This is a genomic window from uncultured Nostoc sp. (assembly GCF_937863485.1).
Taxonomy (GTDB): Bacteria; Cyanobacteriota; Cyanobacteriia; order Cyanobacteriales; family Nostocaceae; genus Nostoc.
In genome coordinates, this window is the sequence record NZ_CALMFY010000005.1 from 37,464 (window position 1) to 60,700 (window position 23,237).

Annotated in this window: 22 protein-coding genes; 14 read left to right on the forward strand and 8 right to left on the reverse strand. The window is 40.4% G+C overall.

Going from position 1 to position 23,237, the window contains the following annotated elements; translation table 11 throughout:
• The first annotated feature begins 26 nt into the window (after positions 1-26).
• Positions 27-200: an element excision factor XisH family protein gene (locus Q0541_RS00715; protein WP_298904217.1), complete on the forward strand. Its 174-nt coding sequence runs from the start codon at positions 27-29 to the stop codon at positions 198-200.
• Complete coding sequence (locus Q0541_RS00720) at positions 166-312, forward strand: element excision factor XisI family protein (RefSeq protein WP_298904219.1); 147 nt, start codon at positions 166-168, stop codon at positions 310-312. The genes Q0541_RS00715 and Q0541_RS00720 overlap by 35 nt, the downstream gene beginning before the upstream one ends.
• Before the next feature lie 362 nt (positions 313-674).
• Here Q0541_RS00720 and Q0541_RS00725 read toward each other — a convergent pair whose 3' ends face one another.
• Positions 675-1,409, reverse strand: coding sequence for a DUF1995 family protein (locus Q0541_RS00725; RefSeq protein ID WP_298904221.1), 735 nt, complete (start codon positions 1,407-1,409; stop codon positions 675-677).
• 135 nt (positions 1,410-1,544) lie between these two features.
• On the opposite strand from Q0541_RS00725, the gene Q0541_RS00730 reads away from it, so the two are divergent.
• On the forward strand, positions 1,545-2,219 hold the full coding sequence (locus Q0541_RS00730) for a cold shock and DUF1294 domain-containing protein (protein WP_298904223.1): 675 nt from the start codon (positions 1,545-1,547) through the stop codon (positions 2,217-2,219).
• Between the two features lie 611 nt (positions 2,220-2,830).
• On the opposite strand, the gene Q0541_RS00735 is transcribed toward Q0541_RS00730, so the two are convergent.
• A complete protein-coding gene (locus Q0541_RS00735) occupies positions 2,831-3,232 on the reverse strand; it encodes a type II toxin-antitoxin system VapC family toxin (protein WP_298904225.1) in 402 nt (133 codons plus the stop codon).
• On the reverse strand, positions 3,233-3,460 hold the full coding sequence (vapB, locus tag Q0541_RS00740; protein WP_298904227.1) for an antitoxin: 228 nt from the start codon (positions 3,458-3,460) through the stop codon (positions 3,233-3,235).
• A gap of 90 nt (positions 3,461-3,550) precedes the next feature.
• On the opposite strand from vapB, the gene Q0541_RS00745 reads away from it, so the two are divergent.
• Positions 3,551-3,745 (forward strand): hypothetical protein, encoded by a 195-nt coding sequence (locus tag Q0541_RS00745; RefSeq protein ID WP_298904229.1) that lies wholly within the window; start codon positions 3,551-3,553, stop codon positions 3,743-3,745.
• 41 nt (positions 3,746-3,786) lie between these two features.
• Here the strand turns inward: Q0541_RS00745 and Q0541_RS00750 are convergent, their stop codons facing one another.
• Positions 3,787-4,185, reverse strand: a complete 399-nt coding sequence (locus Q0541_RS00750) for a hypothetical protein (protein WP_298904230.1) — start codon at positions 4,183-4,185, stop codon at positions 3,787-3,789.
• Between the two features lie 371 nt (positions 4,186-4,556).
• Between Q0541_RS00750 and Q0541_RS00755 the strand changes: the two genes are divergently transcribed.
• Entirely contained in the window at positions 4,557-5,084 is a 528-nt protein-coding gene (locus Q0541_RS00755; protein WP_298904231.1) for a hypothetical protein, read from the forward strand.
• A gap of 63 nt (positions 5,085-5,147) precedes the next feature.
• Here the strand turns inward: Q0541_RS00755 and Q0541_RS00760 are convergent, their stop codons facing one another.
• Together Q0541_RS00760 and Q0541_RS00765 are read right to left on the reverse strand one after the other, a co-directional pair.
• Positions 5,148-5,375 carry a hypothetical protein gene (locus tag Q0541_RS00760; protein ID WP_298904233.1) on the reverse strand — a complete coding sequence of 76 codons (228 nt, stop codon included), beginning with the start codon at positions 5,373-5,375 and terminating at the stop codon, positions 5,148-5,150.
• Between the two features lie 46 nt (positions 5,376-5,421).
• Positions 5,422-6,591 (reverse strand): cysteine desulfurase family protein, encoded by a 1,170-nt coding sequence (locus Q0541_RS00765; protein ID WP_298904235.1) that lies wholly within the window; start codon positions 6,589-6,591, stop codon positions 5,422-5,424.
• 184 nt (positions 6,592-6,775) lie between these two features.
• Between Q0541_RS00765 and Q0541_RS00770 the strand changes: the two genes are divergently transcribed.
• The gene (locus Q0541_RS00770; protein ID WP_298904237.1) at positions 6,776-8,437 is read left to right on the forward strand and encodes a phospholipase D-like domain-containing protein; all 1,662 of its coding nucleotides are present in this window, start codon (positions 6,776-6,778) and stop codon (positions 8,435-8,437) included.
• A 278-nt stretch (positions 8,438-8,715) separates the two neighbouring features.
• Here the strand turns inward: Q0541_RS00770 and Q0541_RS00775 are convergent, their stop codons facing one another.
• Positions 8,716-9,801 carry a glycosyltransferase family 4 protein gene (locus Q0541_RS00775; RefSeq protein WP_298904239.1) on the reverse strand — a complete coding sequence of 362 codons (1,086 nt, stop codon included), beginning with the start codon at positions 9,799-9,801 and terminating at the stop codon, positions 8,716-8,718.
• 783 nt (positions 9,802-10,584) lie between these two features.
• Here Q0541_RS00775 and Q0541_RS00780 point away from each other — a divergent pair.
• The 6 genes from Q0541_RS00780 (at position 10,585) to Q0541_RS00805 (ending at position 19,658) form a co-directional block, all read left to right on the forward strand.
• Entirely contained in the window at positions 10,585-11,394 is an 810-nt protein-coding gene (locus Q0541_RS00780) for an ABC transporter permease (RefSeq protein WP_366941794.1), read from the forward strand.
• Positions 11,395-12,474: 1,080 nt separating this feature from the next.
• Positions 12,475-14,874, forward strand: a complete 2,400-nt coding sequence (locus Q0541_RS00785; RefSeq protein ID WP_298904241.1) for a hypothetical protein — start codon at positions 12,475-12,477, stop codon at positions 14,872-14,874.
• Between the two features lie 675 nt (positions 14,875-15,549).
• Positions 15,550-17,388 carry a bifunctional serine/threonine-protein kinase/formylglycine-generating enzyme family protein gene (locus tag Q0541_RS00790; protein WP_298904243.1) on the forward strand — a complete coding sequence of 613 codons (1,839 nt, stop codon included), beginning with the start codon at positions 15,550-15,552 and terminating at the stop codon, positions 17,386-17,388.
• 24 nt (positions 17,389-17,412) lie between these two features.
• Positions 17,413-17,877 carry a hypothetical protein gene (locus Q0541_RS00795; protein ID WP_298904245.1) on the forward strand — a complete coding sequence of 155 codons (465 nt, stop codon included), beginning with the start codon at positions 17,413-17,415 and terminating at the stop codon, positions 17,875-17,877.
• A gap of 440 nt (positions 17,878-18,317) precedes the next feature.
• Positions 18,318-18,485, forward strand: coding sequence for a hypothetical protein (locus Q0541_RS00800; protein WP_298904247.1), 168 nt, complete (start codon positions 18,318-18,320; stop codon positions 18,483-18,485).
• Positions 18,486-18,983: 498 nt separating this feature from the next.
• Positions 18,984-19,658 (forward strand): hypothetical protein, encoded by a 675-nt coding sequence (locus Q0541_RS00805; RefSeq protein WP_298904249.1) that lies wholly within the window; start codon positions 18,984-18,986, stop codon positions 19,656-19,658.
• Here the strand turns inward: Q0541_RS00805 and Q0541_RS00810 are convergent.
• Positions 19,645-21,186, reverse strand: coding sequence for an NAD(P)/FAD-dependent oxidoreductase (locus Q0541_RS00810; protein ID WP_298904251.1), 1,542 nt, complete (start codon positions 21,184-21,186; stop codon positions 19,645-19,647). The genes Q0541_RS00805 and Q0541_RS00810 overlap by 14 nt on opposite strands.
• A 665-nt stretch (positions 21,187-21,851) precedes the next feature.
• On the opposite strand from Q0541_RS00810, the gene Q0541_RS00815 reads away from it, so the two are divergent.
• Positions 21,852-22,712: a prohibitin family protein gene (locus tag Q0541_RS00815; protein ID WP_298904253.1), complete on the forward strand. Its 861-nt coding sequence runs from the start codon at positions 21,852-21,854 to the stop codon at positions 22,710-22,712.
• Between the two features lie 69 nt (positions 22,713-22,781).
• Complete coding sequence (locus Q0541_RS00820; protein ID WP_298904255.1) at positions 22,782-23,198, forward strand: DUF1824 family protein; 417 nt, start codon at positions 22,782-22,784, stop codon at positions 23,196-23,198.
• Positions 23,199-23,237 lie beyond the last annotated feature (39 nt).

Here is a 23,237-nt window from a genome sequence, read left to right on the forward strand (position 1 = left end):
GCCCATACAGACTGAGAAAACAGTTTATGTCAACTAGAGATAAATTTCACAAGATTGTGAAATCGGCATTACAAAAGGACGGGTGGCGAATTACTCATAACCCTTTGCTAATTCGCATAGAAAATATTACCAATATGTACATTGATTTGGGGGCAGAGAGAATTATTGCGGCAGAAAGAGAGGGACAAAACAATTTTTGACAGAGAACAAAACCATTACCAACTGATATATATTGATTGGCAAAATAGACGTAGGGTTTTTGTCCCTGTGATGCATTTTGATACTCCGATGGTTGGGAGTCCAGAGAGGTAATCCCCTTTGGCGAGGCGTGTCGGACCGCTTTCCATAATTAAAATCCCCTCCAAATAGAAAAAACAGAGGGGAATATGCTAAACTCCCCCTCTCTTGTTTCTTGATCACAAAACTCTCCTTCCTACCCGTCACTAACCTTAAGAGTATTAATAGCATTAAGGTTAGTGACCATTCATCCGGTTTAGTTCTTATGTACTAATTTATCGACATTTTCTTCATGTATGACACCACTGGGTGCGGAATGTGGGTTATATGGAAATGTTACGTATTTTACTTGAAATAGGGTATATCAATAAAAAACTCAAAATGAGGCAGCAGATGATCAACTTTCCTCCTGCTACCTCTGCTCTATTTGCTTTCTCCTAACTACTCAACGCCTTTAAAAACCGTTGCAAACTTTTAAACACACTGGGCTTTCTCGCAGGTGCCGCATCTGTTGTTGTTTGCGGTTGTCCCTTCAAGAGGATGAGATCCAACTCATCACCCGATGGTTTTGTGGGTAATTCGGCAATTCTTTGATATTCGCCGCCGGTTTCCAGCCAAACTTCCCACTGTCCTGGGTAGCAGCGACGTAGGGCGCTTTCATCGTCTACAGGGCGGAGGTAATAGGCGGATTCAATGGTACTGATAAAACGATCGCGGATTTTTCTAGCTGTATAACCAATGCCCACAGTTCCAGAATCTTCTAGGCGGGGATTTAACAATACTAAAGGGCGATCGCCTATTACTTCAGATAACTTTTCCAACTGCGGCACTTCTACGGAAGTGGGGGCAATGAATAAGAAAATTTCATCCTCTGGTTGAATTTTTGTCTGCAAAGAAGCAGCCCTACCTGTACCAATATCCAAAATTTGAAATGGTGCATCAGCCCAATTGCGGCGGGCTAGGGCCGCAGCACCAGCGTCAGCAAAGAAAATCTTCAAACGGGAATCATATTCTGTAAACACGGGCAGAAATTGTTCCGCCACGGGCATAAACTTCAGTTCTGGGAACAGGAACTCAACTTGTATGCGAGTACAACCATCTGCAAGGGCAGCTTGGACGGCTGTCTGAGATTGGGCGATCGCATCTTCAAGAGTATTTGGAAGTTCACTCATAGTTTATATGTCACTCTAGCATTACTTCCATTGTTTCAGTATTAGCTCTGATTTTGGCGTTGCTAAATTTGAATATGAATCATTTGATCTTGATATGGGAAGCATAAAAATGAAGTATTGATATCAAGGTCTTTGATGAAACCTGTTTTGCGTAAAGGTAAATTAACAACATGGAAGGATGACAAGGGTTTTGGCTTCATCCGCTCCAGTGATGGCACTCAAAACGTTTTTCTTCATATCACTGCACTCAAAGAAACAAATCATCGTCCACAAGTTGGTGATCTGATTTGCTATCAGCTAACGGTTGGTAAAGACGGCAGAATTCATGCTTGCAACGCCTTCATTGAGGGAGTTGTATCTAAACCTATACCGAGAGTCTCATCGTCTGCAAGCAAGAAAGAAACATTCCAGCTTAAAGCAAAATCTTCTTTAATGTTCGAGGTATTGCTCTTATCTTTATTACCAGGTTTAGGAGCAATGCATTTTACATTGACGACTTTCAACCCAATTCCTCTGATTCTCTATCCTGTAATGAGTTTTCTTACTTTTGCACTGTATGCGGATGATAAATCTCGTGCAAACCAGGGGCGTTGGAGAGTACCAGAAAAGACATTACATTTGTGTGAATTCATGGGTGGATGGTTGGGGGGATTCATCGCCCAACGAAGATTACGTCACAAAAGTAGCAAGGTTTCATACCAAGTCGTATTTTGGGTAATAGTAGCTATTCATATTATATTTTGGTTGGATTGGCTTTTCTTTGGGAAAAGACTGGTGGGTTTATTTCTGGGCAGTGTTTTTAGAGGATAGCAGAGATCCCTTGCAAAACAAACTGCTCAGTGGAGATTCGCTGACTTTGCCCATTTTTATATCTGCTGTTAAAGTTGAGGAGGAAAGTTCATAGGAGTAAACACAAAGGTGCTTCACATCCCAATTGCAGAAGTGTGTAGGCGTAGCCCGTCGTAGACATCGTATAGAAGATACACTCAAATTTTACCTGTTGGTAAAAGACTCGTTTAAGGCTTTCAGCGACAGTGAGATAGAGCGCAAATCAGATAAAATCTAGATATTTTGATACGCGATACCCAAGCCAAATCCCCACAAGGCCACCAATGACGCCCAAAAGGATCGAGGTGAACGATAGCAAACTTCCACCCCACAATGCAGGGATGTAGCTGCCAATCGTAGAGCCAAGAAACATCCCAATTCCAATAATGGTTTTACTCATTCAAGAAAAGCCTTAATCAAAAGTAATCAAAATAAGTCATGCTTGAACTCCTTTATGACTCAAAATATTATCTTTTGGGAAAAAACTTTTTTAACCCTTTCGGCAGCGTGCTGATTAGATGTATGAATCTTGTTGGAGAGACGCAAAATCATTGTGGTGAAAACGTAAATGCTCACACATAGCCTATTCACAACTACTCAACCCAGTTTTCTAGTAGGAGCGTAGGAATACGAGAAAACTCTCGCACATTATTGGTGACGAGGGTAACTCCTAAACTCAGCGCATGAGAAGCAATGAGCATATCCATTGCACCAATAATAAGTCCTCTACTTTCTAGATTGCTTCTGATGCTGCCGTAAATCGTTGCAGATGCTTGATTGAATTCGACAATTTCTAGAGGTAGTAGAAATTGCATCAGGGCGATGCGGTTTTTCTCTTGCTGTTGGCTTTTGCCAACTCCGTATTCGAGTTCGGCAACGGTGATGGAGGAGATACCGACATCAGAAATGCTAAGGGTTTGGAATTTATCCAGTACTTTTTGGGGTTTTTGCTTGATGAGGTAAATGCAGATATTGGTATCAAGCAGGTATCGCATTTAGAAGTTCTCTCTGGTATCAAGGAGTGGTTGATCTCTAGAATTCATGAAGTCATCGGAGAAATTGTCTAGACTATCGATGAGGGATTGCCAGGGGTTATCTTTGGCAATGAGGACAATGGCGTTACCAATTTTTTTGATATAAACTTCAGTACCAGTGAGTTGAAAGTCTTCGGGCAAAATGACCATTTGGTGAGTGCCATCAGTGGTAAGTTTAGCAGTATTCATGGTGTTATTGTCCTGAAATTAGCTAATATTTCTGGTCTGGTTAGCATGAAATTTGATAAATGCAACTCTAAAATTTGCTTGAGTAGCTCATTGTTAAACCGAATCTATAGAAATCCTAGCAGTCCTGCCGAGGAATATGATGTTTACGAAAGGATCAATATGGTAAAGGCGATCGCCTATGACCAGTTATTTCTTGCAAAAAGCGATCGGAAACTGCATAAATATCGCACTTACTCAGGAACTTGCACGAGATTGGCGATCGCATTTCCTAAACGAGTGAAGTGATTCGGATGCAGCAACCAAAACAGAGGTATCAAACAAGACTTTCATAAAGCCATTTGATCCGGAATGCGTTCTTCTCTCAATTCATCTATAAAGGTATTTAAATCAAAGTTTTCTGGTAATTGGGCATCTACAACCAAAATCCCTTCTTTTCGATATACTTTTGGTTGGTTAGAAGACACTACATTGGTTGCTTCTGCCGTTTGCTGAGTGAGCGCATCAATTTTTTCAGCGATCGCTTGCAAAATAAACTGCTTAGTCAATATTCCCTGACTGCTTGCCCATTTTTCGATCTTCTGTTGGAGTTGGGGAGGAAAGTTCATAGGAGTAAATATAAAGGGCTTCACATCCCAATTGAAGAAGTGCGTAGGCGTAGCCCGTCGTAGGCATCGCATAGCAGACACGCTCAAAATTTGGGATGATGCTTTCGGCGGCAGTGACATATCGTTTTAGCAGTTCTGTTGATAAATATGACGGTGATGAAAGAATCAACATGGTAAAATTTAAACAATGAGAGGATGTGAGTATGGTTAAGACAGCGATAGAGTCGAGAAAGAATAAAAACTATAAAGGGTTCACTTTTGAATAGCACAAATATTTTGGGCAATATATTAAGCATCGGAGAGATGAAGCTCTAAATCTTAGTACTGTTTCTAGCTGGTGTTATGGCAAAACTGCAAAAATTTCCAGGCTAGCTTGTAAAGTTGAGAGTACTCTTTCAGAGCTTAAGAGCGAACTAGATAATGCAGTATGTGCTGAAACTTTACCCAATCACATCCTGTTTAAGGATGGTTACGATCCTGAACTTGAACCAGTGAATTGTTATTACGGAAAAAGCGAGTTCCGGGAACAGTGGAATCGTGAGTTTATCAATGGGTTTAGGCCAGAATTTCAAGAACAATCATCAGAAGGGCTTCACCCACCGTCTAATCTCTCTAAACGACGTGATGGGTTTACCTTAAATGAACATCGCCATGTAGCTCGAATCTTACGCTGTCAGATTCGACAGGCATCAATTACAACAATTCTAATCTGGAATGCTTATGGAACGAAGTCGCAAATCACCAAGTTCGCTTACCGTTGGTGGAAAGCAGCAACAGCTTTGTTTTGGGAACTAAATGAAACGTCAGGTGATATTCCCGATCTATATTGCATAAGTAATTCTTTTAATAGAGTTGAAGCCGAAATTATTGCCGATCAGAGTTTTGCTGAACCACTTATAGTTCCATTACCAAAATCTAGATTGGAGAAATCTCTAATTAGTATTGGAGAGGTTGTGCAAGACAAATACAATCTAAATATGAAATCAGATAAGCTATATACAAATATTATTTACCCATAGCTTCACATGAGTAAGAGTTATTAGATTTATCGCTCTAAATGATATTGGCATCAATCAAAATCACTAAAGATATTTCTTTACCCGACGTTCTTCTAGCATGGACTCCACCCGTTCATCAGTCGGCGCTGGCTGGTCGGTCTTCAATAAACCTTTCATCTGCTTGATAATACGTGATCGCTCAGATGGTTGGGTTGGAACATCTTGCAAGGATTCAATAATCGCACGGACAAGTTCAAGGCGATCGCTCACTGGCAGTTGACGGGCTTGCTCTTTAAGCTCTTGCAGGGACATAGAAAACACTCCGACAAATGCTGTATCTAAATTTTAGTATGAGGGGTCAACGTTTAACTAAAGAGAAATCCGGTGTCAACCTTTGCAAAACTTGCTTCAACACCATTACCGTCCAATCTATATCAGCTTCGCTAGTATCACGTCCCAATGTGATGCGAATTCCCCCCAAAGCAGCTTTTTCTGAATAACCCATCGCTAACAATATCGGGCTAGGGCTAAGTTTACCACTGTGACAGGCAGCACCAGCACTGATGCCAATACCAGCAAGGTTTAGCTGTCGTACCAAGGTTTTACCACTGAGTTTTTCCCCATCGGCGTTTTCTAGGCACATACTGACATGGTGAGGTAAACGATCGCAGGCATCCCCTGTAGCAATTAAACCAGGAATCTCAGCTAATTGGGCAAAGGCGCGATCGCGTAACTCAATCAACCGTGGTGTTTCTGTAGCTAATTCTTCTGCTGCTAATTCTGCTGCTACACCAAACCCCGCAATTATCGGTACTGCTTGCGTACCAGAACGTAGTCCCATTTCTTGCCCACCACCACCCAGTAGAGGCATCAATTCCACACCAGGACGCACATATAGCGCCCCTGCACCTTGGGGGCCATATATTTTATGACTGGAAAGACTAACTAAGTCTACTGGGACTTGTTGCACATCTATGGGTAAGCGTCCCGCAGCTTGCACCGCATCTGTATGGAACAAAGCACCATGCAATCGCACAATCTTTCCTAGTTCCTCAATTGGTTGCACAGTCCCTACTTCACTTTGACCATAAATCACTGAAACTAAAACTGTGTTATGTCGCAAGGCTGCCTTTAAATCTAGGGGATTGACTCTACCTTTAATATCTACAGACAAGCGCGTAACTTCCCAACCCCACATCTCTAGCGATCGCACTGTCTCAGAAATTGCTGAATGCTCGACGCTGGAGATAATTATATGTTGAGGAACAGCATACAACCGAGCCACGCCCATAATTGCTAGATTATTTGCCTCAGTGCCGCCAGAGGTAAAGATTATGGATGCCGGATCGACAGCGTTAATTAAACCAGCAACTTGGACTCTGGCTTGTTCCACAACCGTTGCAGCCCGTTGTCCCCACTCGTGTAAGCTGGAAGGATTGCCCCACTGTTGGGTGAGGACTGTTTGCATAACTGCGATCGCTTCTTTTCGAGTGGGAGTGGTGGCGCTGTAATCTAGATAAATTTGCATATAACTGAATAATCGTGAGAACACACGTTGGTAGTAGGCTGCTGATATTTTCAGAATATACAGTTTTAGTGGACAAATCCTGAAAAAATCTTTGTAATTCTGCCTCTAGCAGTGGATTTTTCCCTTTGCTTGAAAAGCTATTTATCTACTTAATTCAAAACACAAAATTTGGGGAATGATAAATATGTCCACCTCAATTCATTTTTACCAGATTACAGTGCAACTTATCTCTAGACAAAGATATTTTTTATATATCTTTTTACTGATATTTCCCCTCGCTGGTTGTCAACGAGTCGAGTCCTACAATCAGCATCCAGCACCCTTACCACAAGACCCATTAGTTCAAGTTTACTTTAACCATTCTGAGTCTTCAGAATACAAAGAACCTTACCGTCAGCAAACTCGCCTGGGAGATGATTTAGAAAAACAAATTGTCAATGCTATTACGCACGCTAAATTTACAGTAGATGTGGCGGTGCAAGAATTACGTTTACCCAAAGTTGCCCAAGCACTGGTTGATAGACAGAAAGCTGGGGTAAAAGTCAGGATAATTTTAGAAAATACTTATAGCCGACCTTGGAGTAGTTTAACATCTGCTGAAGTAGGTAAGTTAAATAAAAGAGAACAGGAACGCTATCACGAATTTCGCAAATTTATTGATATTAACCAAGATAATCAACTTAGTTTAACAGAGATTAATCAAAGAGATGCTTTGATAATTTTGCAAAATGCCAAAATCCCCTGGATAGATGATCAAGCGGATGGTTCAGCAGGTAGCAGTTTGATGCATCACAAATTTGTGATTGTGGACAATCGCTTTGTAATTATTACTTCAGCGAATTTTACTTTAAGTGATACTTATGGTGATTTCACAAATTCTAACTCTTTAGGCAATGCTAATAACTTGTTGCAGATTGACAGCCCAGAATTAGCATCTTTATTTACAGAAGAGTTTAACGTTATGTGGGGAGATGGGCCAGGAGGTAAACCAGATAGTCGATTCGGTTTGCAAAAACCGATGCGCTCGCCTAAACAAATTACATTAAATCAAACCATAATTACTGTGCAATTTTCGCCTACTTCTCCAACTCAACCCTGGAATAACAGTAGTAATGGTTTAATTGGTAAAACTTTAGATTCAGCAACAAAATCTGTTGATATGGCGTTATTTGTCCTTTCCGATCAACGTCTTGCCAATATCTTAGAAAATCGCCATCAACAAAGTGTCCAAATTCGCACTTTAATTGAACCACAATTTGCCTATCGTCCTTATAGCGAAGCATTAGATATGATGGGGGTTGCTCTCAGTAATAAATGTAAATATGAAGTTGATAACCAACCTTGGCAAAATCCAATTACCACCGTAGGCGTACCTGTATTACCCAAAGGCGATTTATTGCATCACAAATTTGGTGTGATTGATAGCCAAACAGTAATTACAGGTTCTCATAATTGGTCAGACGCTGCCAATAATGGTAACGATGAGACACTTGTAGTAATTGAAAGTCCCATAGTTGCTGCTCATTATGTGCGAGAATTTGCTCGTCTTTATGCCAAAGTTAAACCCGGCTTACCACCAGCAATTCAAGAAAAAATTAAATTAGAACAAACACGGTGTCCCCAGATAAAAACTTCTTCATCAAGTGAACTACAAGTAATTAAACAAATAAATATCAACACTGCAAGTCTGGAAGAATTAGCAACTCTCCCTGGCGTGGGTAAGAAGTTAGGACAGCGGATAATTCTTAGCCGTCAACAGCAAAAATTTACATCTTTACAAGACTTAAAAAGAGTTCCAGTTAGTGCTAAGACATTGGAAAAATGGCGTGAACGAGTTACTTGGTAGCAGTCTTTATTTAACTAGGACTTACGCAATAACTCTCTGAAACCTTATTCCTTCGTGTCCTTTGCGTACTTTGCGGTTCGTTTTTTCATGATTTTGCGTAAGTCCTGTTTAACGTGAGTTCGATAAACCTCTTCCTGCCTTGAACTTTAGTTCAAGTCTGTGCCTCTGAGACTCCCAGAGGGACAGATTTTGCGTAGTAAAACCTCTTAGAGGTCTTTTGATTTGACTAACAAGATCCGCGACAACTTTTACGAAGTCGGGGATCTGGGGCAGACAATTTAAATGCGATCGCTACTTAAACTAAGCAAACTGCGGGAATGCCCATTCTGAGAAAATCGTTCTGCTATTACTTGTTGATAAACCGCCTCATAGCCATCAGTCATATGCTTAACGCTGAAAATGTTTTCGACATGCTGGCGACAGGCATAGCGGTCTAACTCTGTTACTTGGTCAATAGCACTGATGCACTCTTGAATATTATTGCAGAGGAAACCCGTCTTGCCGTGGGAAATTACCTCTTCAGTAGACCCCAATTTTATCGCAATCACTGGCGTACCCGAAGCCATTGACTCAACCATTACCAACCCAAACGGTTCTCGCCAAGTGATCGGAAACAGAGTTGCGACTGCACCTCCCATAAGGGCATTTTTTTGAATATGGTTAGCTTCACCTAGATACTCAATTTGCTTCCCGTCAATGTGCGGTTTAATTTCCTTCTCAAAGTATTCCACATCAACGACATCCACCTTACCTGCCATTTTCAAATGCCAACCAGTTTCTTTGGCAATTTCTATTGCTAAATGCGCTCCCTTTTCAGGAGACATCCGACCCAAAAACGCTAGGTAGGGCGGATTTTCTGGTTGGGCGTGAAACTCATAACTGCTGACATCAATTCCGTTGTAGACCGTTGCTAGATAGTTTAACCCTAACCTTGGTTCTCGTTGTGCATCGGAAATATTCACATAGGGTTGTTTTTTCCCAAAACTAAATATCTTTTCGTTGTCAGGGGTAAAAATACCGTGCAACGTATGAACTGTAGGGGTTGTGACGAGATTTGCGTAGGCCAGTGTCCCATGCCCCACATGAGAGTGAATAATATCAAACTCTTCTGCACGTTCATACACCGAAGCTAGATTCAGCATTTCGTAAACGCTGTAATCTTTGATAGTGCGATCAAGTCTGAGGGCACGGGGATGAACTGACGTTAGTTTTGCCAGACTAATAGAATCTCCCGATGCAAATAAAGTTACTTCGTGTCCGCGTCGAACTAATTCATCGGTCAGTAACCCCACTACTAACTCTACACCACCATAAGCTGGAGGCGGAACTCTTTCCCATAATGGAGCTACTTGAGCAATTCGCATCACAAACCTCCTAAAAAATAAAAATTGAATTATGAAGTTTTTTCTTTTTGTTGCTCTAGTGCTTGTAATTCATTCACTCTGCATCAGAAAGTAACTTCAGATACTAAACTTATTAACAATTCCCTTCAAATATTAAGCTCATTTTTATTCATTTTTTATCTATCCTAGTACGGAAATTACCCACTCCTAAAGAGGTAAATACATCCAATTTATTAATTTTTGGTGATTTGGTGCAATTTTAAATATAGTTTTTTGATAAAGATAAATTTTATTTAATCGTCAAAAATTCAGCTAAATGGTGATAATGGACGAAAAATCTCTATTCTCGCCTGTTAATTATCTGATTTTCAAATGTTAATTAAAGAATAAATTGTGTAGTCACTCTTTGGGCGGCTTTCCGTACTCTAAAGGACAATCCGTAGCCGCCCAAAGGGTAAATTTTTGTGAAGTAGGTAGTTTTAAATCAGAAGTGCCAAAGTTTGATTAGGAGTTCTATCCAAATTCTTACCGATAACAATTAATTAGTACAGAATCTCACCCGTCACTGTGACTCGGATAGTATTGGCATCAAGACAACAGATGTGGTTCAAATAAATGAAAACTGCTGTAAATAGAGGAATCCTCACAGATTATATTATTTGTCATTGCAAACAAAATGAAGCGATGTCTACGACGGGCTATTCGGCGTCGCACACAAGGATAGATTTTTTATTATTCAAAATATTGACTTATTACCTAAAATATGATATTTTAGGTTGCTATCAATAAAAATCAAATATAAACGTGAATATCTCTCCATCTCTCAAAAAACCGCGTGTCTCATGGCAGGCGGTTTTCTCACTGCTGATATTTGTATTCATGTATCTGCCCATACTGGTACTTGGCTTTTATAGCTTCAATCAGTCGCCCTACAGTGCAACTTGGCAAGGATTCACTCTCGATTGGTATGGCAAGTTGTTCAATGACGATCGCATCTTATCAGCTTTGCAAAACAGTATGATAGTTGCTGTTTGTGCTGTGGGGATTTCAGCAGTGCTGGGAACCTTGATGGCGGTTGGGTTGGCGCGTTACCAATTTCCTGGTAAAAAATTGTATCGTGGTATTGCTTACCTACCATTGATTATTCCCGATATTGCGATCGCAGTGGCTACCTTAGTATGCCTAGCGGCGTTTGCAATACCTTTAAGTTTGTGGACAATAGTTGCAGCCCATGTGGTGTTTTGTCTCGCCTACGTCGGACTTGTAGTTGCTTCACGACTGACTAATTTAGATCCTCACTTAGAAGAAGCAGCACTAGATTTAGGCGCTACACCCACACAAGCTTTCCTGAAAGTATTGTTACCTCAATTGATGCCTGGTATTGTAGCTGGTTGTCTCTTGGCCTTTGTCCTTAGCTTAGATGACTTTCTCATTGCCAGTTTTACTGCTGGTAGCGGTTCTAACACCCTACCAATGGAAATTTTTAGCCGCATTAGAACAGGAGTCAAGCCTGATATTAACGCTTTGAGTGTGATGTTGATTTCAATATCTGCGATCGTTGCTCTTGTAGCTGAATCAATTCGCGCTTCTGAAGAGAATAAAAGTTTCAAATAACAGTTAAATCAATCTTTACAATCTTCGCCTACTTTAGCTTCAACGATCTCGCCTGTTCAATGGGATTAAATGGCATCGCAGTTTCTAAGGCTTTGAGTACTATACCTGATTTAATTACAGGTGAAAACAGTAAGAATTCCTTAAGTTGCATTCAATCTCATTCCACTTGGGTGATAACCCTCAGTCTGTCATGGTTTTTATCTTAACCTAACCCGATTGAGAGTTAAGGGTCAAGGGTCAATAATTCAATATTTATAACAATTGCTTTAAATCCCGGAATATTTCAATTTAAGTAAGTTTACAGTGTTAATTATTGTGCTTTATAAACACAATAGAGTATGTAAAGTTCAGTGCCAATTCAGCCCAGCAGTGTTGGTTTTTTATAAAAATACAGATGAAGTTACTTTCAATCAAGGTTATCAGTAATAAGGCTTTGAAAGTACAAGTTTAATGTTGAATTTGTTTTCATCCACTTGATTTTTTAAATTGTCGATTAATTATATGTAATAGATAAACAGACCATAAGAGATTATGGTATTCTGTTATAAACTTTTACATAAATATCCAAAACAAATTCAGACATTTGTGGTTTGATTTTGCAGGGGTTTTTGCATCATACCTTATCCCTGAAACTACTACAGTTCGGTGTTAAAAAGCCGTCCTTATAAAATGTCTAAAGCTCTTGATTAACAGTAAATACGAATTACGTTAGTAAGTTTGGGAACGTCATTAAAAATTATGCGTTCCCCCAGCGTCTCGTAGAGAAGCGGAATTAGGAACATTTACAACTCATGTCTTGCACCATTATCAATATTTGTAGAGTGAGTAGCACTTACAACTTAAAAATTGTGGCTTGAGCGAACAGAAAGAAGTTTGACTTTTCACAGTATGTGAATTCATATCATTTTGAGGGTTTCCCAAGCCCTAATTTTTCCGTTAGCTATTTTCATCAACTCAGGGCTTGAGGACTTCTTGTGAAAAGTCAGAAAGAAGTGTCTGAGCTACAAAAAGTGTTTTAAATGAACTGGTGCAAGATGTTAGACAACAAAAACTAAATGACTGAAAAGCAGTTTATAAATCATGAAACCATCACGCAACTTTTTTGCTCATAAATTGCATCAATACCGTTTTTTATTAGCAGCAGCAATTTCTTTAGGAGGGTCATTTACACTAGTAATGCCTTCTCTAGCAGATGGTACAACTGCTGGTACTGTTATCGACAACACCGCAACTGCTGAATATAATTACGTGAATAATTTGGGAGTAAATGTTCTTAATAAAACTACTTCCAATACTGTAACAATTACTGTAGCAGAGATAGCAGGAATTATGGTGACTTCTCAAGGCATGACAGATACAACAGGTGGTAGTGTTGTTTCTAATGATTTGCTGTACTACGATTTTTTGATTACTAATGTGGGGAATGATCCCACCCGTTTCTTTATTCCAGGTAAAGCTACTATTACAGGGCCAGCAACAGCTGGCACAATTACCGCAGATTTAGATGGCAACGGTACATTTGAAACTACTATTCCCAACGCTGGTTTTACCACTGGTTCCATTCCTGTTAGTGGATTTGTCAAAGTGCGTGTTCCTGTCACAGTTAATTTGTTGGCAACGCCGGGTTCTAATATTTCAGTTTTACTAGGTGATACAGGTCCTAACGATAACAGTAATACTACTCAAAACCAACCTGATAGTCCTGATGGCTCAAATGCTACGGAAGTCCGCACCGTTGATAATTTAGATACAACAGCAGGAGAAACGACAGGGGTACCTCTGAATGGAGAACGAGAAGCTAGCGCTATACAAACAACTATTATCGCTGCGACTCCACAGGCCTTTGCTAAAGTCTTAAAAGTTCGTTCTGGGTATTCAGATTCCAGTACACCCAACAATCTGAGTGATGATAAGTTGACCTACGATTTGAGTCTAAAAATTGATTCCACAAGTCCCGCAGGTAGTACAGGATTAACTCCCACAAATTTGGTAGGTACGAATATTAATGTAGATGCGCTGATTGGTGCCAAAATTTTGGTATCTGATGCCATTCCCGTAAATACTCACTTAGCGAGTGTAGTTACCCCTCCTACAGGTTGGAGTGTTGTTTACACTGTGACGCCTACAGTAGTGACAGCAAACAATGCCCTTTGGACTAGTATTGTACCCGTTGATTTAACATTGGTAACTCGTGTTGGATTTGTTAAATCTGGCACTCTCACTGCCGGGACAATAGTAAATGGATTATCCTTCCAAGTGGTGACAAATGCAGTTCTGACTTCCACAGCCACGATTTCTAATATTGCTCAGAGCTTTGGTCAAACTCAAGGTGATACACTCAATCAGCTAGTTTATGATGAGTCAGGCGACCAAAACCCTAGCAACTTTAATGATGATGGTACTGTTGGTTCAAATATTCCTAATAGTGGGGTAGCAAATGTTGCTAGTCAAGGGGCAGATAGCAGTAATAACAACACAGGTCAAGGGCCTGGAGGTGAAGTTAACACCTTCACGATGACTGCCCAAACTTCGATTTTGAATGGGCCGCATTTGCACCCTGACGCTGTGGGAGCGACTGATAATAATAATGATTTTTCAAACCAATCAGCGATCGTTCCACTCTATCTGCCGCCAGGATCTACCATCGATCCTGGTGCTGTCAGCTTCTTCAATACTATACTAAACCCCAATCCAACCCTGTTAAGTAATGTCTTACTAGTACCAGTTACCCCAACCAATAATAGTGACCTACCATCAGGTACAACTGTAACGTTGACTTCTGGAGCCAGTGTTGCCACTTACACATACAATGGTACTGTCTTCACCTTGACTTCTGGCTTAGGAATTGTCCTACCAACCCTCAATAATCTCCCAGTTGATTACACCGTAACTGTAGATTTACCTGGAGGAACGCCTCTATCAACAGATACAGGTAAAGCTTTTCCTGTGACAATTCGAGCTTTTGTGGATAGCAATAATGATGGAGCGTTTAATTCTGGAGAATCTTACAATAATACTATTGACCAAGTTTACACAGGTTTCTTGAAACTTGTGAAAGAATCTCGAATTATACAAGGAAGTGGATCTGCTGTTGCTACTAATGATAGCACTTTTAGCACAACACCGAAAAAGCCTGGTGTAGGCAACATTATTGAGTATCGGATTACTTACACCAATATTTCATCAGTTCCCATCGGCTCAAATAACGCTACTATAAGTGCAACTGGAATCATTATTACTGAAAATGGTAATTCCACTAATAATAACTGGGCGAAAGACAATGATGGTAATGGAACTGTGGATACCAGTCATGTGTTTAATACTGCAATTGATCCTGCCGGAATTGTAACTTATCTAAATTTAGGAGCAGCAGTAACGGATGCGATTGGCGTTAATATCACCATTTATCTAGACACAATTCCTGGGCCACTTCAACCTGGACAGTCTGGAACATTTAGTTTCCAACGTAAGGTCAACTAAGTTATCTGATATCTAGAGTTAGGAGTTAAGAGTTATTATTTTCTTCCTTGACTCTTCCACTCCTCCACGGTTCGGTTAAAGGGAAAAGAGTAATTTTAAACCTTTACCTTTTTACCAATTGAGAGGATAGGTCAAGAGTGCTTATCTGAAATGTATTGAGAGTCAAACTCGCAATAAAAACTATGGGTTTTCTTCAAATAAAACATATCTTCAGAAATTAATTATACTTTACCCAAAATTTTTTTAGAGATGTTGCAATGCAACGTATCTACATTCTTTCTTGAAGATGTATAAAGAATTTTATACCCCTACTTATACAAGTAGCTAAAGTTTCACTGGGGTTGAAATACCCTTATATAACTATTTGAAACTTTGAGTTTTTAATTCTTTAATTGGTTCTTGATGAACTTTTTTGGATAGTGAACAACAGCTATATTAAAATGTAGGGTGCGTTCCGGCAAGCCGAAAGCACTAATATCAGTTTCATTCGGGCTTTCAATTCCCTATGTAACTCTCTTGAGTTTAGAGTTTTGAATTGTTAATCATCCATCTCTCCTCGTGTAAAAGATATTTTTAAGCACATAAATAAACTTCCGTGTTCGCTTATCTACATAACTGTTTTCAATTAGATAATATTGGGGCTAACTTTGGAGAAGATGCTATTTCCTCCTGATTATGCAAATCTGCCAAAATCCCAATTGCTCAAATCCATTCAACTCTGATGGCAATAGATTTTGCGTGAGTTGCGGACAAAGCAACTTTGGCAAACTTCTGAGAAACCGTTACCGCGTATTGAGACTCTTAGGTGAAGGTGGGTTTAGCAGAACCTATGCAACAGAAGATGTAGATAGACTAAATGCGCCTTGTGTCATCAAGCAATTTTTCCCACAATTTCAGGGAACAGGACAACGCACCAAAGCAGCGGAATTTTTCAAAGAAGAAGCTTTTCGGTTGTATGAACTGGGAGAAAATCATACGCAAATTCCCAGATTACTAGCTTATTTTGAACAAGGTACTAGCTTGTATCTCGTACAAGAATTTATTCAAGGAAAAACTCTCTTACAAGAAGTTCAGCAAAAAACCTATGGTGAAAAACAAATTTGGGAACTTTTAACTGATTTATTGCCAGTTCTGGAATTCGTTCATACCCATAATGTTATTCATCGGGATATAAAACCAGAAAATATTATCCGCCGTGCAAGTGATGAAAAACCCGTATTAATTGACTTTGGTGGTGCTAAACAGCTAACACAAACCAGTTTAGGAAGACAAGCTACAGTAATCTATACCCTTGGTTATGCCCCAACAGAACAAATGGCTGGATTTGCTTGTCACGCCAGTGATTTGTATGCTTTGGGTGTAACTTGCGTGCGTCTTTTAACTCGATGTTTGCCTTTACAGGATGCTTCTGGACAGATTAATGACCCTATTTATGATGCTATGAATGCTAAGTGGTTGTGGCGTCAACGGTTACAAGAAAAAGGTATTACTATCAGCGACGACTTAGGGAAAATTTTAGATAAATTACTAAAACATCTACCGAGCGAAAGATATCAAACAGCAGTTGAAGTTCTCAATGATTTAAAGTTTACAACATCGAACATTGAACCTGTTGCCCTAAAAATTGTTTCGATGTCCCAATCTATATTACCGCTGCTACCGCAAAAAGTAATAATACCATTACTCTCCTTAGAAAGCTTTGAATTTGATGTAGTGACAGTAGACACAGGTGGTAGAGAAGTAAACCGCGTGAACAGCAATGCAAACTTCTTTGCTGAAAAATTGGGTAAGTCTGTCACATTAGAAATGGTATCAATTCCTGGTGGTACTTACATGATGGGTTCACCAGAGTTTGAAGGGGATGCTGACGAACGTCCTCAACACGAAGTTAGCGTCGAACCATTTTTTATGGGGAAATTTCCTGTAACTCAAGCACAGTGGAGAGTAGTAGCAGCTTTACCCAAAGTCAAACAAGCTTTAAATCCCCATCCATCGAAATTCAAAGGTCTAGATAGACCAGTGGAAAATGTATCTTGGTATGAGGCTGTAGAATTCTGTCTCAGACTATCAGAAAAAACCGGACACGACTATCGTTTACCGAGTGAAGCTGAATGGGAATATGCTTGTCGGGCTGGAACTACAACATCCTTCCATTTTGGTGAAACGATTACCTCTGAGTTAGTCAGTTGTGCTATCGAACCAAAAAGCAAATTCCGTAAAGAAACAACAAACGTCGGTAGTTTTGAAGTAGCTAACGCCTTTGGATTGTACGATATGCACGGGCTAGTTTGGGAATGGTGCGCTGATTCTTGGCACAACAATTATAACGACGCACCCTTAGATGGAACAGCTTGGGAAGTTAACGGTGATATTAATCGCCGAGTCTTACGCGGTGGTTCTTGGAGTTTCAATGCAGAACTTTGTCGCAGCGCCAGTCGTAGCTGGAATGAGTCAGACGGTGGACTGAGGGTTTGTGGTTTTAGAGTAGTATTTTCTGTAGAGGAGATTATTTAGTAATTTAATTTAGAGGTTGTAGAAATGATGAAGGAAAGAATTGAGAAAGGTGACATAGTATTTATAAATAAAAGTGGAAAATATTATCAACAAGTGGGTGAAGTTAGTGAGGTTGATTACAATATTTTCTTTGTCAAAATAGTGATGGTAAAGTTAGGTGATCAAGAAGAAACATTTGAAGAAAAAGATTTACAATTAAAAACTAAAAAGCCAAAGATTGAAGAAGTAATTGCATCAATAGATAAAATTATAGAACAAGTTGATCAGATTCCCAACTTGCCGACAAGAGAGAAAGTAGAGTTACCCAACCGTCTGAAATATCTTAAATTAGATATTCCTAAACTAGATAAGCAGTTGATTCAAAAAAACTTTGACAGTATAGAAAAAATCTTCACAACAGCAAGAGAAGCAGACTCATCAGCAAACTTTTGGCAGGAAATAGATCCTAATTTGCAGAAAATAAGCTGGTGGATTAGAACAAGCCTATGAATCAACAAGTAAGTCCGGTGAGAGTAAATTCAACTATGTCTTTTGCAAGAGTCAATGCGTTTCTTGGTGTCAACGTAATATGAAAACCATATACAATCCAATCCGCTTGGGTTAAGGCTAAAACTCTTTGTCAAAGTCAATTTTTTAAACGTAGATGCGAATGCAATAGTGTATTGTAGAGTTGCGGCTGACCGCAGGATAACGCATTTGTATAGCGTCTCCCTGAGAAGAAAGAAACAAAGAAATACTTATACGAATTCTTTGTGAAACTGCACAAAATCAGGCTTGGTAAGACTTTGGGCAAAATCCCCTTGTTCTATGCAACCTTATAGGTAATCGCTGTTAACTGTATTGATACAAAATCGTGCTAAGGGAGAAGACTCGCTCTAAGCGTACCCCTACCGGGAAGCAAGCTACGCGTAGCGTCTCTAAGAGTTGCCATGCCGCAGGCTTTACGCTGCGCTATGCGCGGTATCGTCTCCCCTTCTCCCAAAGGGAGAGTAGCGCCTGCCGATGCCCAAAGGGCTGTATGGAGAAGACTGCGCTACCTCCCCTTTGCAGTTCGTTTCTCATATAGTTTGGTGCATCTTCATACAGAATTGGTATAACCAAAAAAATAACATGAGCGTCTAACGCACCGCCATAGAACATGGTGCATTACGGCTTTAACCTAATGCACCTTACTTAAGATTTACTTTCTAAATAGCTTTTAAGACAGTGCTTTGCTTCTTAACCTAATCTTAGCAATAATTAGAGGAAAAATTTATATTTTACCGCATCATCATTGTTAGGTTTAAGGCTAAATAATTGACATTGGACATAATTAAACGTAACTATATTTTTTTCGTTTTTTATGTTTAATGTCTTATACCTTATACTTTTTCCTTCATCCTCAGCAAGGATATTTATTTTTACCCACTTATCTAACTTTGTATTGATAACTGTATGATTAGAATTTTGTTATCAACTTGATAATTAATTCATATCAAATTATCAAAAGTATTTTTTATCTTTTAAGACCAGCTTATTATCGGTAATCCCTAAGTTTTTAGATTAATAAAGAGCGTTTTTTTAGATAGAATAAACTACGAAGATAAGGAGTATCTATGCGTTTTTCTCAATTTGCAGGGATTCTTGGTTGTACTACAGCAGCTTTTATATCAATTACACCCATACAGGTAGAAGCTGCAACTTTTAAAGTGATATCTGGAGTCACCAGCATTGATCATGATCACGAGGAGATTCTTAAAAGTATCGGGCTACTCATAACAGACACTAATAATACAGTTGCACCAATTCCCAGCAATTATTTAGTTGGCTTCAATATCGACCCAGCCACCAACTTCACGTTTAGTGACGAGGGCGGTTTTACTCCGCTCTCAGGTACAATCGAGGGTACTGGTACTGTTACCTTCAATGATCAAATTACTGTTGGTGACTTATCAATTGGTCTGGCTCCGGGACGTACTGTCACAGGTGGCAGCGGATTTGTTTTAAGAGATACATTTTCTTTAAATACAATTTTGTTTGATTTGAGTATTACAGAACCTGTGGCATTTGATGGTCAAAATTTAACCATCCCTGATGTTAAATTGTTGGTTTCTCCAGAGTTTGCTAATATATTGCAAAAACCTGAATTGACAGGTTTGTTTGCTGGAACTGCACGAATTGACGCTGAAGTTGCTGCCGTACCCGAACCTGACAGTGTACTAGCAGTTTTGGCAGCAGGTGCGGCTCTGTTGGCAACTAGATTTTATACTCAAAAAATTAAATGCACTTGATATCTTGAAGCATTTCTAAATGTTTACTAACAGGTGCAAGGGTATTCGCAGCAATCATCCCACTAGCGGCGACTGCTGGTAAACCAATGCCGGGAAATGTCGAGTCGCCACAGCACATCAGTCCTGGTAAAGGTGTGCTGGGGCCAGGAAACATACCAGATCCAGCCGGAATTGCTGGGCCGTAGGAACCTTGGTGACGACGGAGATAACGCTCGTGGGTTAGAGGTGTACCAACAAGTGTGACTTCGCAACGAGAGCGAATATCTGGAATGATCCGCTGTAGCGCTTGCCACATTATTTCTGCACGCGATCGCTTTTGTTCGGCGTATTCTTGGTTCCTTCTATCCATTCCCTGCCACAAAGCATATGGCTCATTACCAGGAGTATACACATGAATCACATGCTTACCTGCTGGTGCTAGGGATGGATCGAGAGTTGAAGGGATTGATATCACCACAACATTCTGAGGTGCTGTAACGCCCAATTCCCAGTTATTGACTACGATGTAATGACACCGCAAATCTGACTGTAATCCTTGAGCATCAATACCTAAATGTAGATGCATGAAGCTATCACACTCAGGTGTAGCTTGTCGTTTGCTGCGGTACTGTTTAGATATTGCCTTTTCTGGTAGCAACTTCAGGGTATCCCAAACCGATGCATTAGAAATCACTGCCCGCCGCGCCCGAATTTCTTGGCGATCGCGCAGACGCACACCCACCGCGCGATTACCTTCTACAAGCACTTGCTCCACATGAGCGCCCAGCATCAGCTTCCCACCGTGACGCTCCAATCCTTGTACAAGGGTGTCAACTAAAGCACCACTACCACCAATCGGATATTCAAGTACTGCGTCTGGTCGATACCAGTCGGCAAACATAAATGCTACCTCTGCGGCGCTAGTACCATCTGCTGGAAGTCCAGAAAGTAGAAAACACAGCAAATTGAGCCAATTTCGCGTAAACGAGTCTTTAACAACAGCATCCATAATCCGGCTGAAGGGGCCCGTCAGCTTGATGATATTCGCCACATTTTTTGTCAGAGATGGAACAAACGGGCCCACAGTTCTAGCTGCACCAAAATCAAAGCGTAATGCGGCTGGTGGTATAGAAGTTGCTGCATTGGCAAATGGTTCCATAACACGCTGGAGTTGCTGCCATTCGGCTACAGCATTATCACCACGGAATTTCATCAGCACTTCACAAAATTGCTCGGCACCAACCCCCGTGTCAAAATCACCTTCTGGCAGACAACAACCCCAAGTATCGTAGGTTACGCATGGTAATTCAGAGCCAATTGCATCTAGCACTTGTCGCAAAGGGTTCGCAGAGGGGCTGTAAGACAGTCCAGAGTAGAGGGACGGGCCCGAGTCAAATTTGAAACCATTGCGCTCAAAAGCATGGGCAGCGCCTCCAGCAATAGAGTGGCTTTCGCAGACTATTACATCAAAGCCATACCGTGCCAAAAGAGCAGCACAACTCAAACCGCCAATACCGCTACCAATGACAACTATATCTGTGTTTTGCATATCCCTTATGTTGGCAACGATGGTTTTCAAGGTATGCTAACTGATCCAGAGTTAGCGCGTCTCAAACCCTATTCACAGAAGGATTCTAGCACAAGGGAAGAGTTTGCCAGAGCCGCCACCAACACAGAAACCATGTACTAATCATTTATTTATAGAATAAATTTTAAGATAGCAATCCTAAATCATCTGTAAAAATCTTCTCTTTCTACACTTTGCGCCCTACCCTGCGGGAAGCCGCTCCGCGTCTATGCGTTCTTTGCGGTAGCCTGCGGCAAGCCCTCCGGGTGACGCTCCTACGTCGCTACCGCTGCGCTAACAGCAGTCGCTCATGGGGGAAACCCCCAAGACCGCGCTGCTTCACCGCTTTGCGTCTACGTTAAACGAAATAATTTTTACAACTCAGATCGGATTGCTATAGAGTAGCCACGGCTTTTTGCGGTTTTGTGCAACTGATATTACCACGGAACAAAGTCCTAAGTCTGAAGATTAAAGACTTGATTCAGACAAACTGATGAGAAACTTAAACTAGTAACTGAGTTTACCCAAGTCAAAGCAAAACTTTTGACTATTTACTACTCTCAGATTTATCCGTACTATTTTACTTAGGACGGGCTAAACCGTAGCTATCCGCTAACACGACTCAGCACTCAGATGGAGAGAGGAATTTGAAAAATCAGCAATTGGGAAATTGGCAAACCACAGTTTTAGGAATTGTGTTAGCAATATCAGTGATTCTCGGACTAAATTCCTTTGTGATTATTAACCCTGGACAAGCAGGAGTGATCAGCATCTTGGGTAAAGCTAGAGATGGGGCTTTATTGGAAGGGATTCACGTGAAACCGCCTTTTATCTCAGTGATAGATGTGTATGATTTAACAGTCCAAAAATTTGAAGTGCCAGCGGAGAGTTCTACTAAAGATTTGCAAAATTTATCTGCGAGATTTGCGATTAACTTTCGCCTCGATCCCATCCAGGTCGTTGAAGTTAGAAGGAAACAAGGAACTCTAGCAAATATTGTATCGAAAATCATTGCACCTCAGACACAAGAAGCATTTAAAATTGCCGCAGCCAGAAGAACAGTAGAAGAAGCAATTACCAAAAGAAGTGAGTTGAAAGAAGACTTTGATAATGCGTTAGGCGATCGCTTAGACAAATATGGGATAATTGTGTTAGATACTAGCGTAGTTGACTTAGCGTTCTCACCAGAATTTGCCAAAGCAGTGGAAGAAAAACAAATTGCTGAACAGCGGGCGCAAAGAGCCGTTTATGTAGCACGGGAAGCTGAACAAGAAGCACAAGCAGATGTAAATCGCGCCAAAGGTAAGGCAGAATCTCAAAGACTCTTAGCAGAGACGCTCAAAGCCCAAGGAGGACAGTTGGTTCTACAAAAAGAAGCAATTGAAGCTTGGAAGAGTGGCGGCGCTCAGATGCCAAAAGTCCTGGTTATGGGTAGTGACTCAAAAAGCGGTGTCCCCTTCATGTTCAACCTTGGAAATGTCCAAAATCAACCTGATTCGAGTAAATAATACTTAGTAAGTTAGGCTAGTCCTAACTCAAACACAACAGAAAAATTAACAAGATAATAATCGAACTTTATGTCAACCCCCAATCCTCAGAATCTCACCGCCGAAGAAGCGAAAAAATTACTGAATAAATTCAACTGTTTAGACATTGCACCTGTCCTCAAGCCATCAGAAAAATCAGTAATTCGTAGTGCCTTAATTCTAATCACCAAGCTTGCTGATTATCAAATTTTAGGAATTTGTGCTGATACAGCAGAAGAAGGAATACTGGCGATGAAGACCTATTCTTTGGCTTTGGGTTATGAACCACCAAACAATTTACTTACACCTGAAGGGCCAGTTTATATCAAATTAAATGGTAAAAATGGCTTGTGTTATCTTGATTCCTATGCTGGACATCATCGGGGAGTATTAGTATCTTGCCAGTCTTACCACGAAGACGGAATCAACGAAATGTATGGACATCTCCCCTTGGATTTATTTGTATAGAATTCGGACAATGTAGGTAAGGGTATGTGGCTAGCCCGT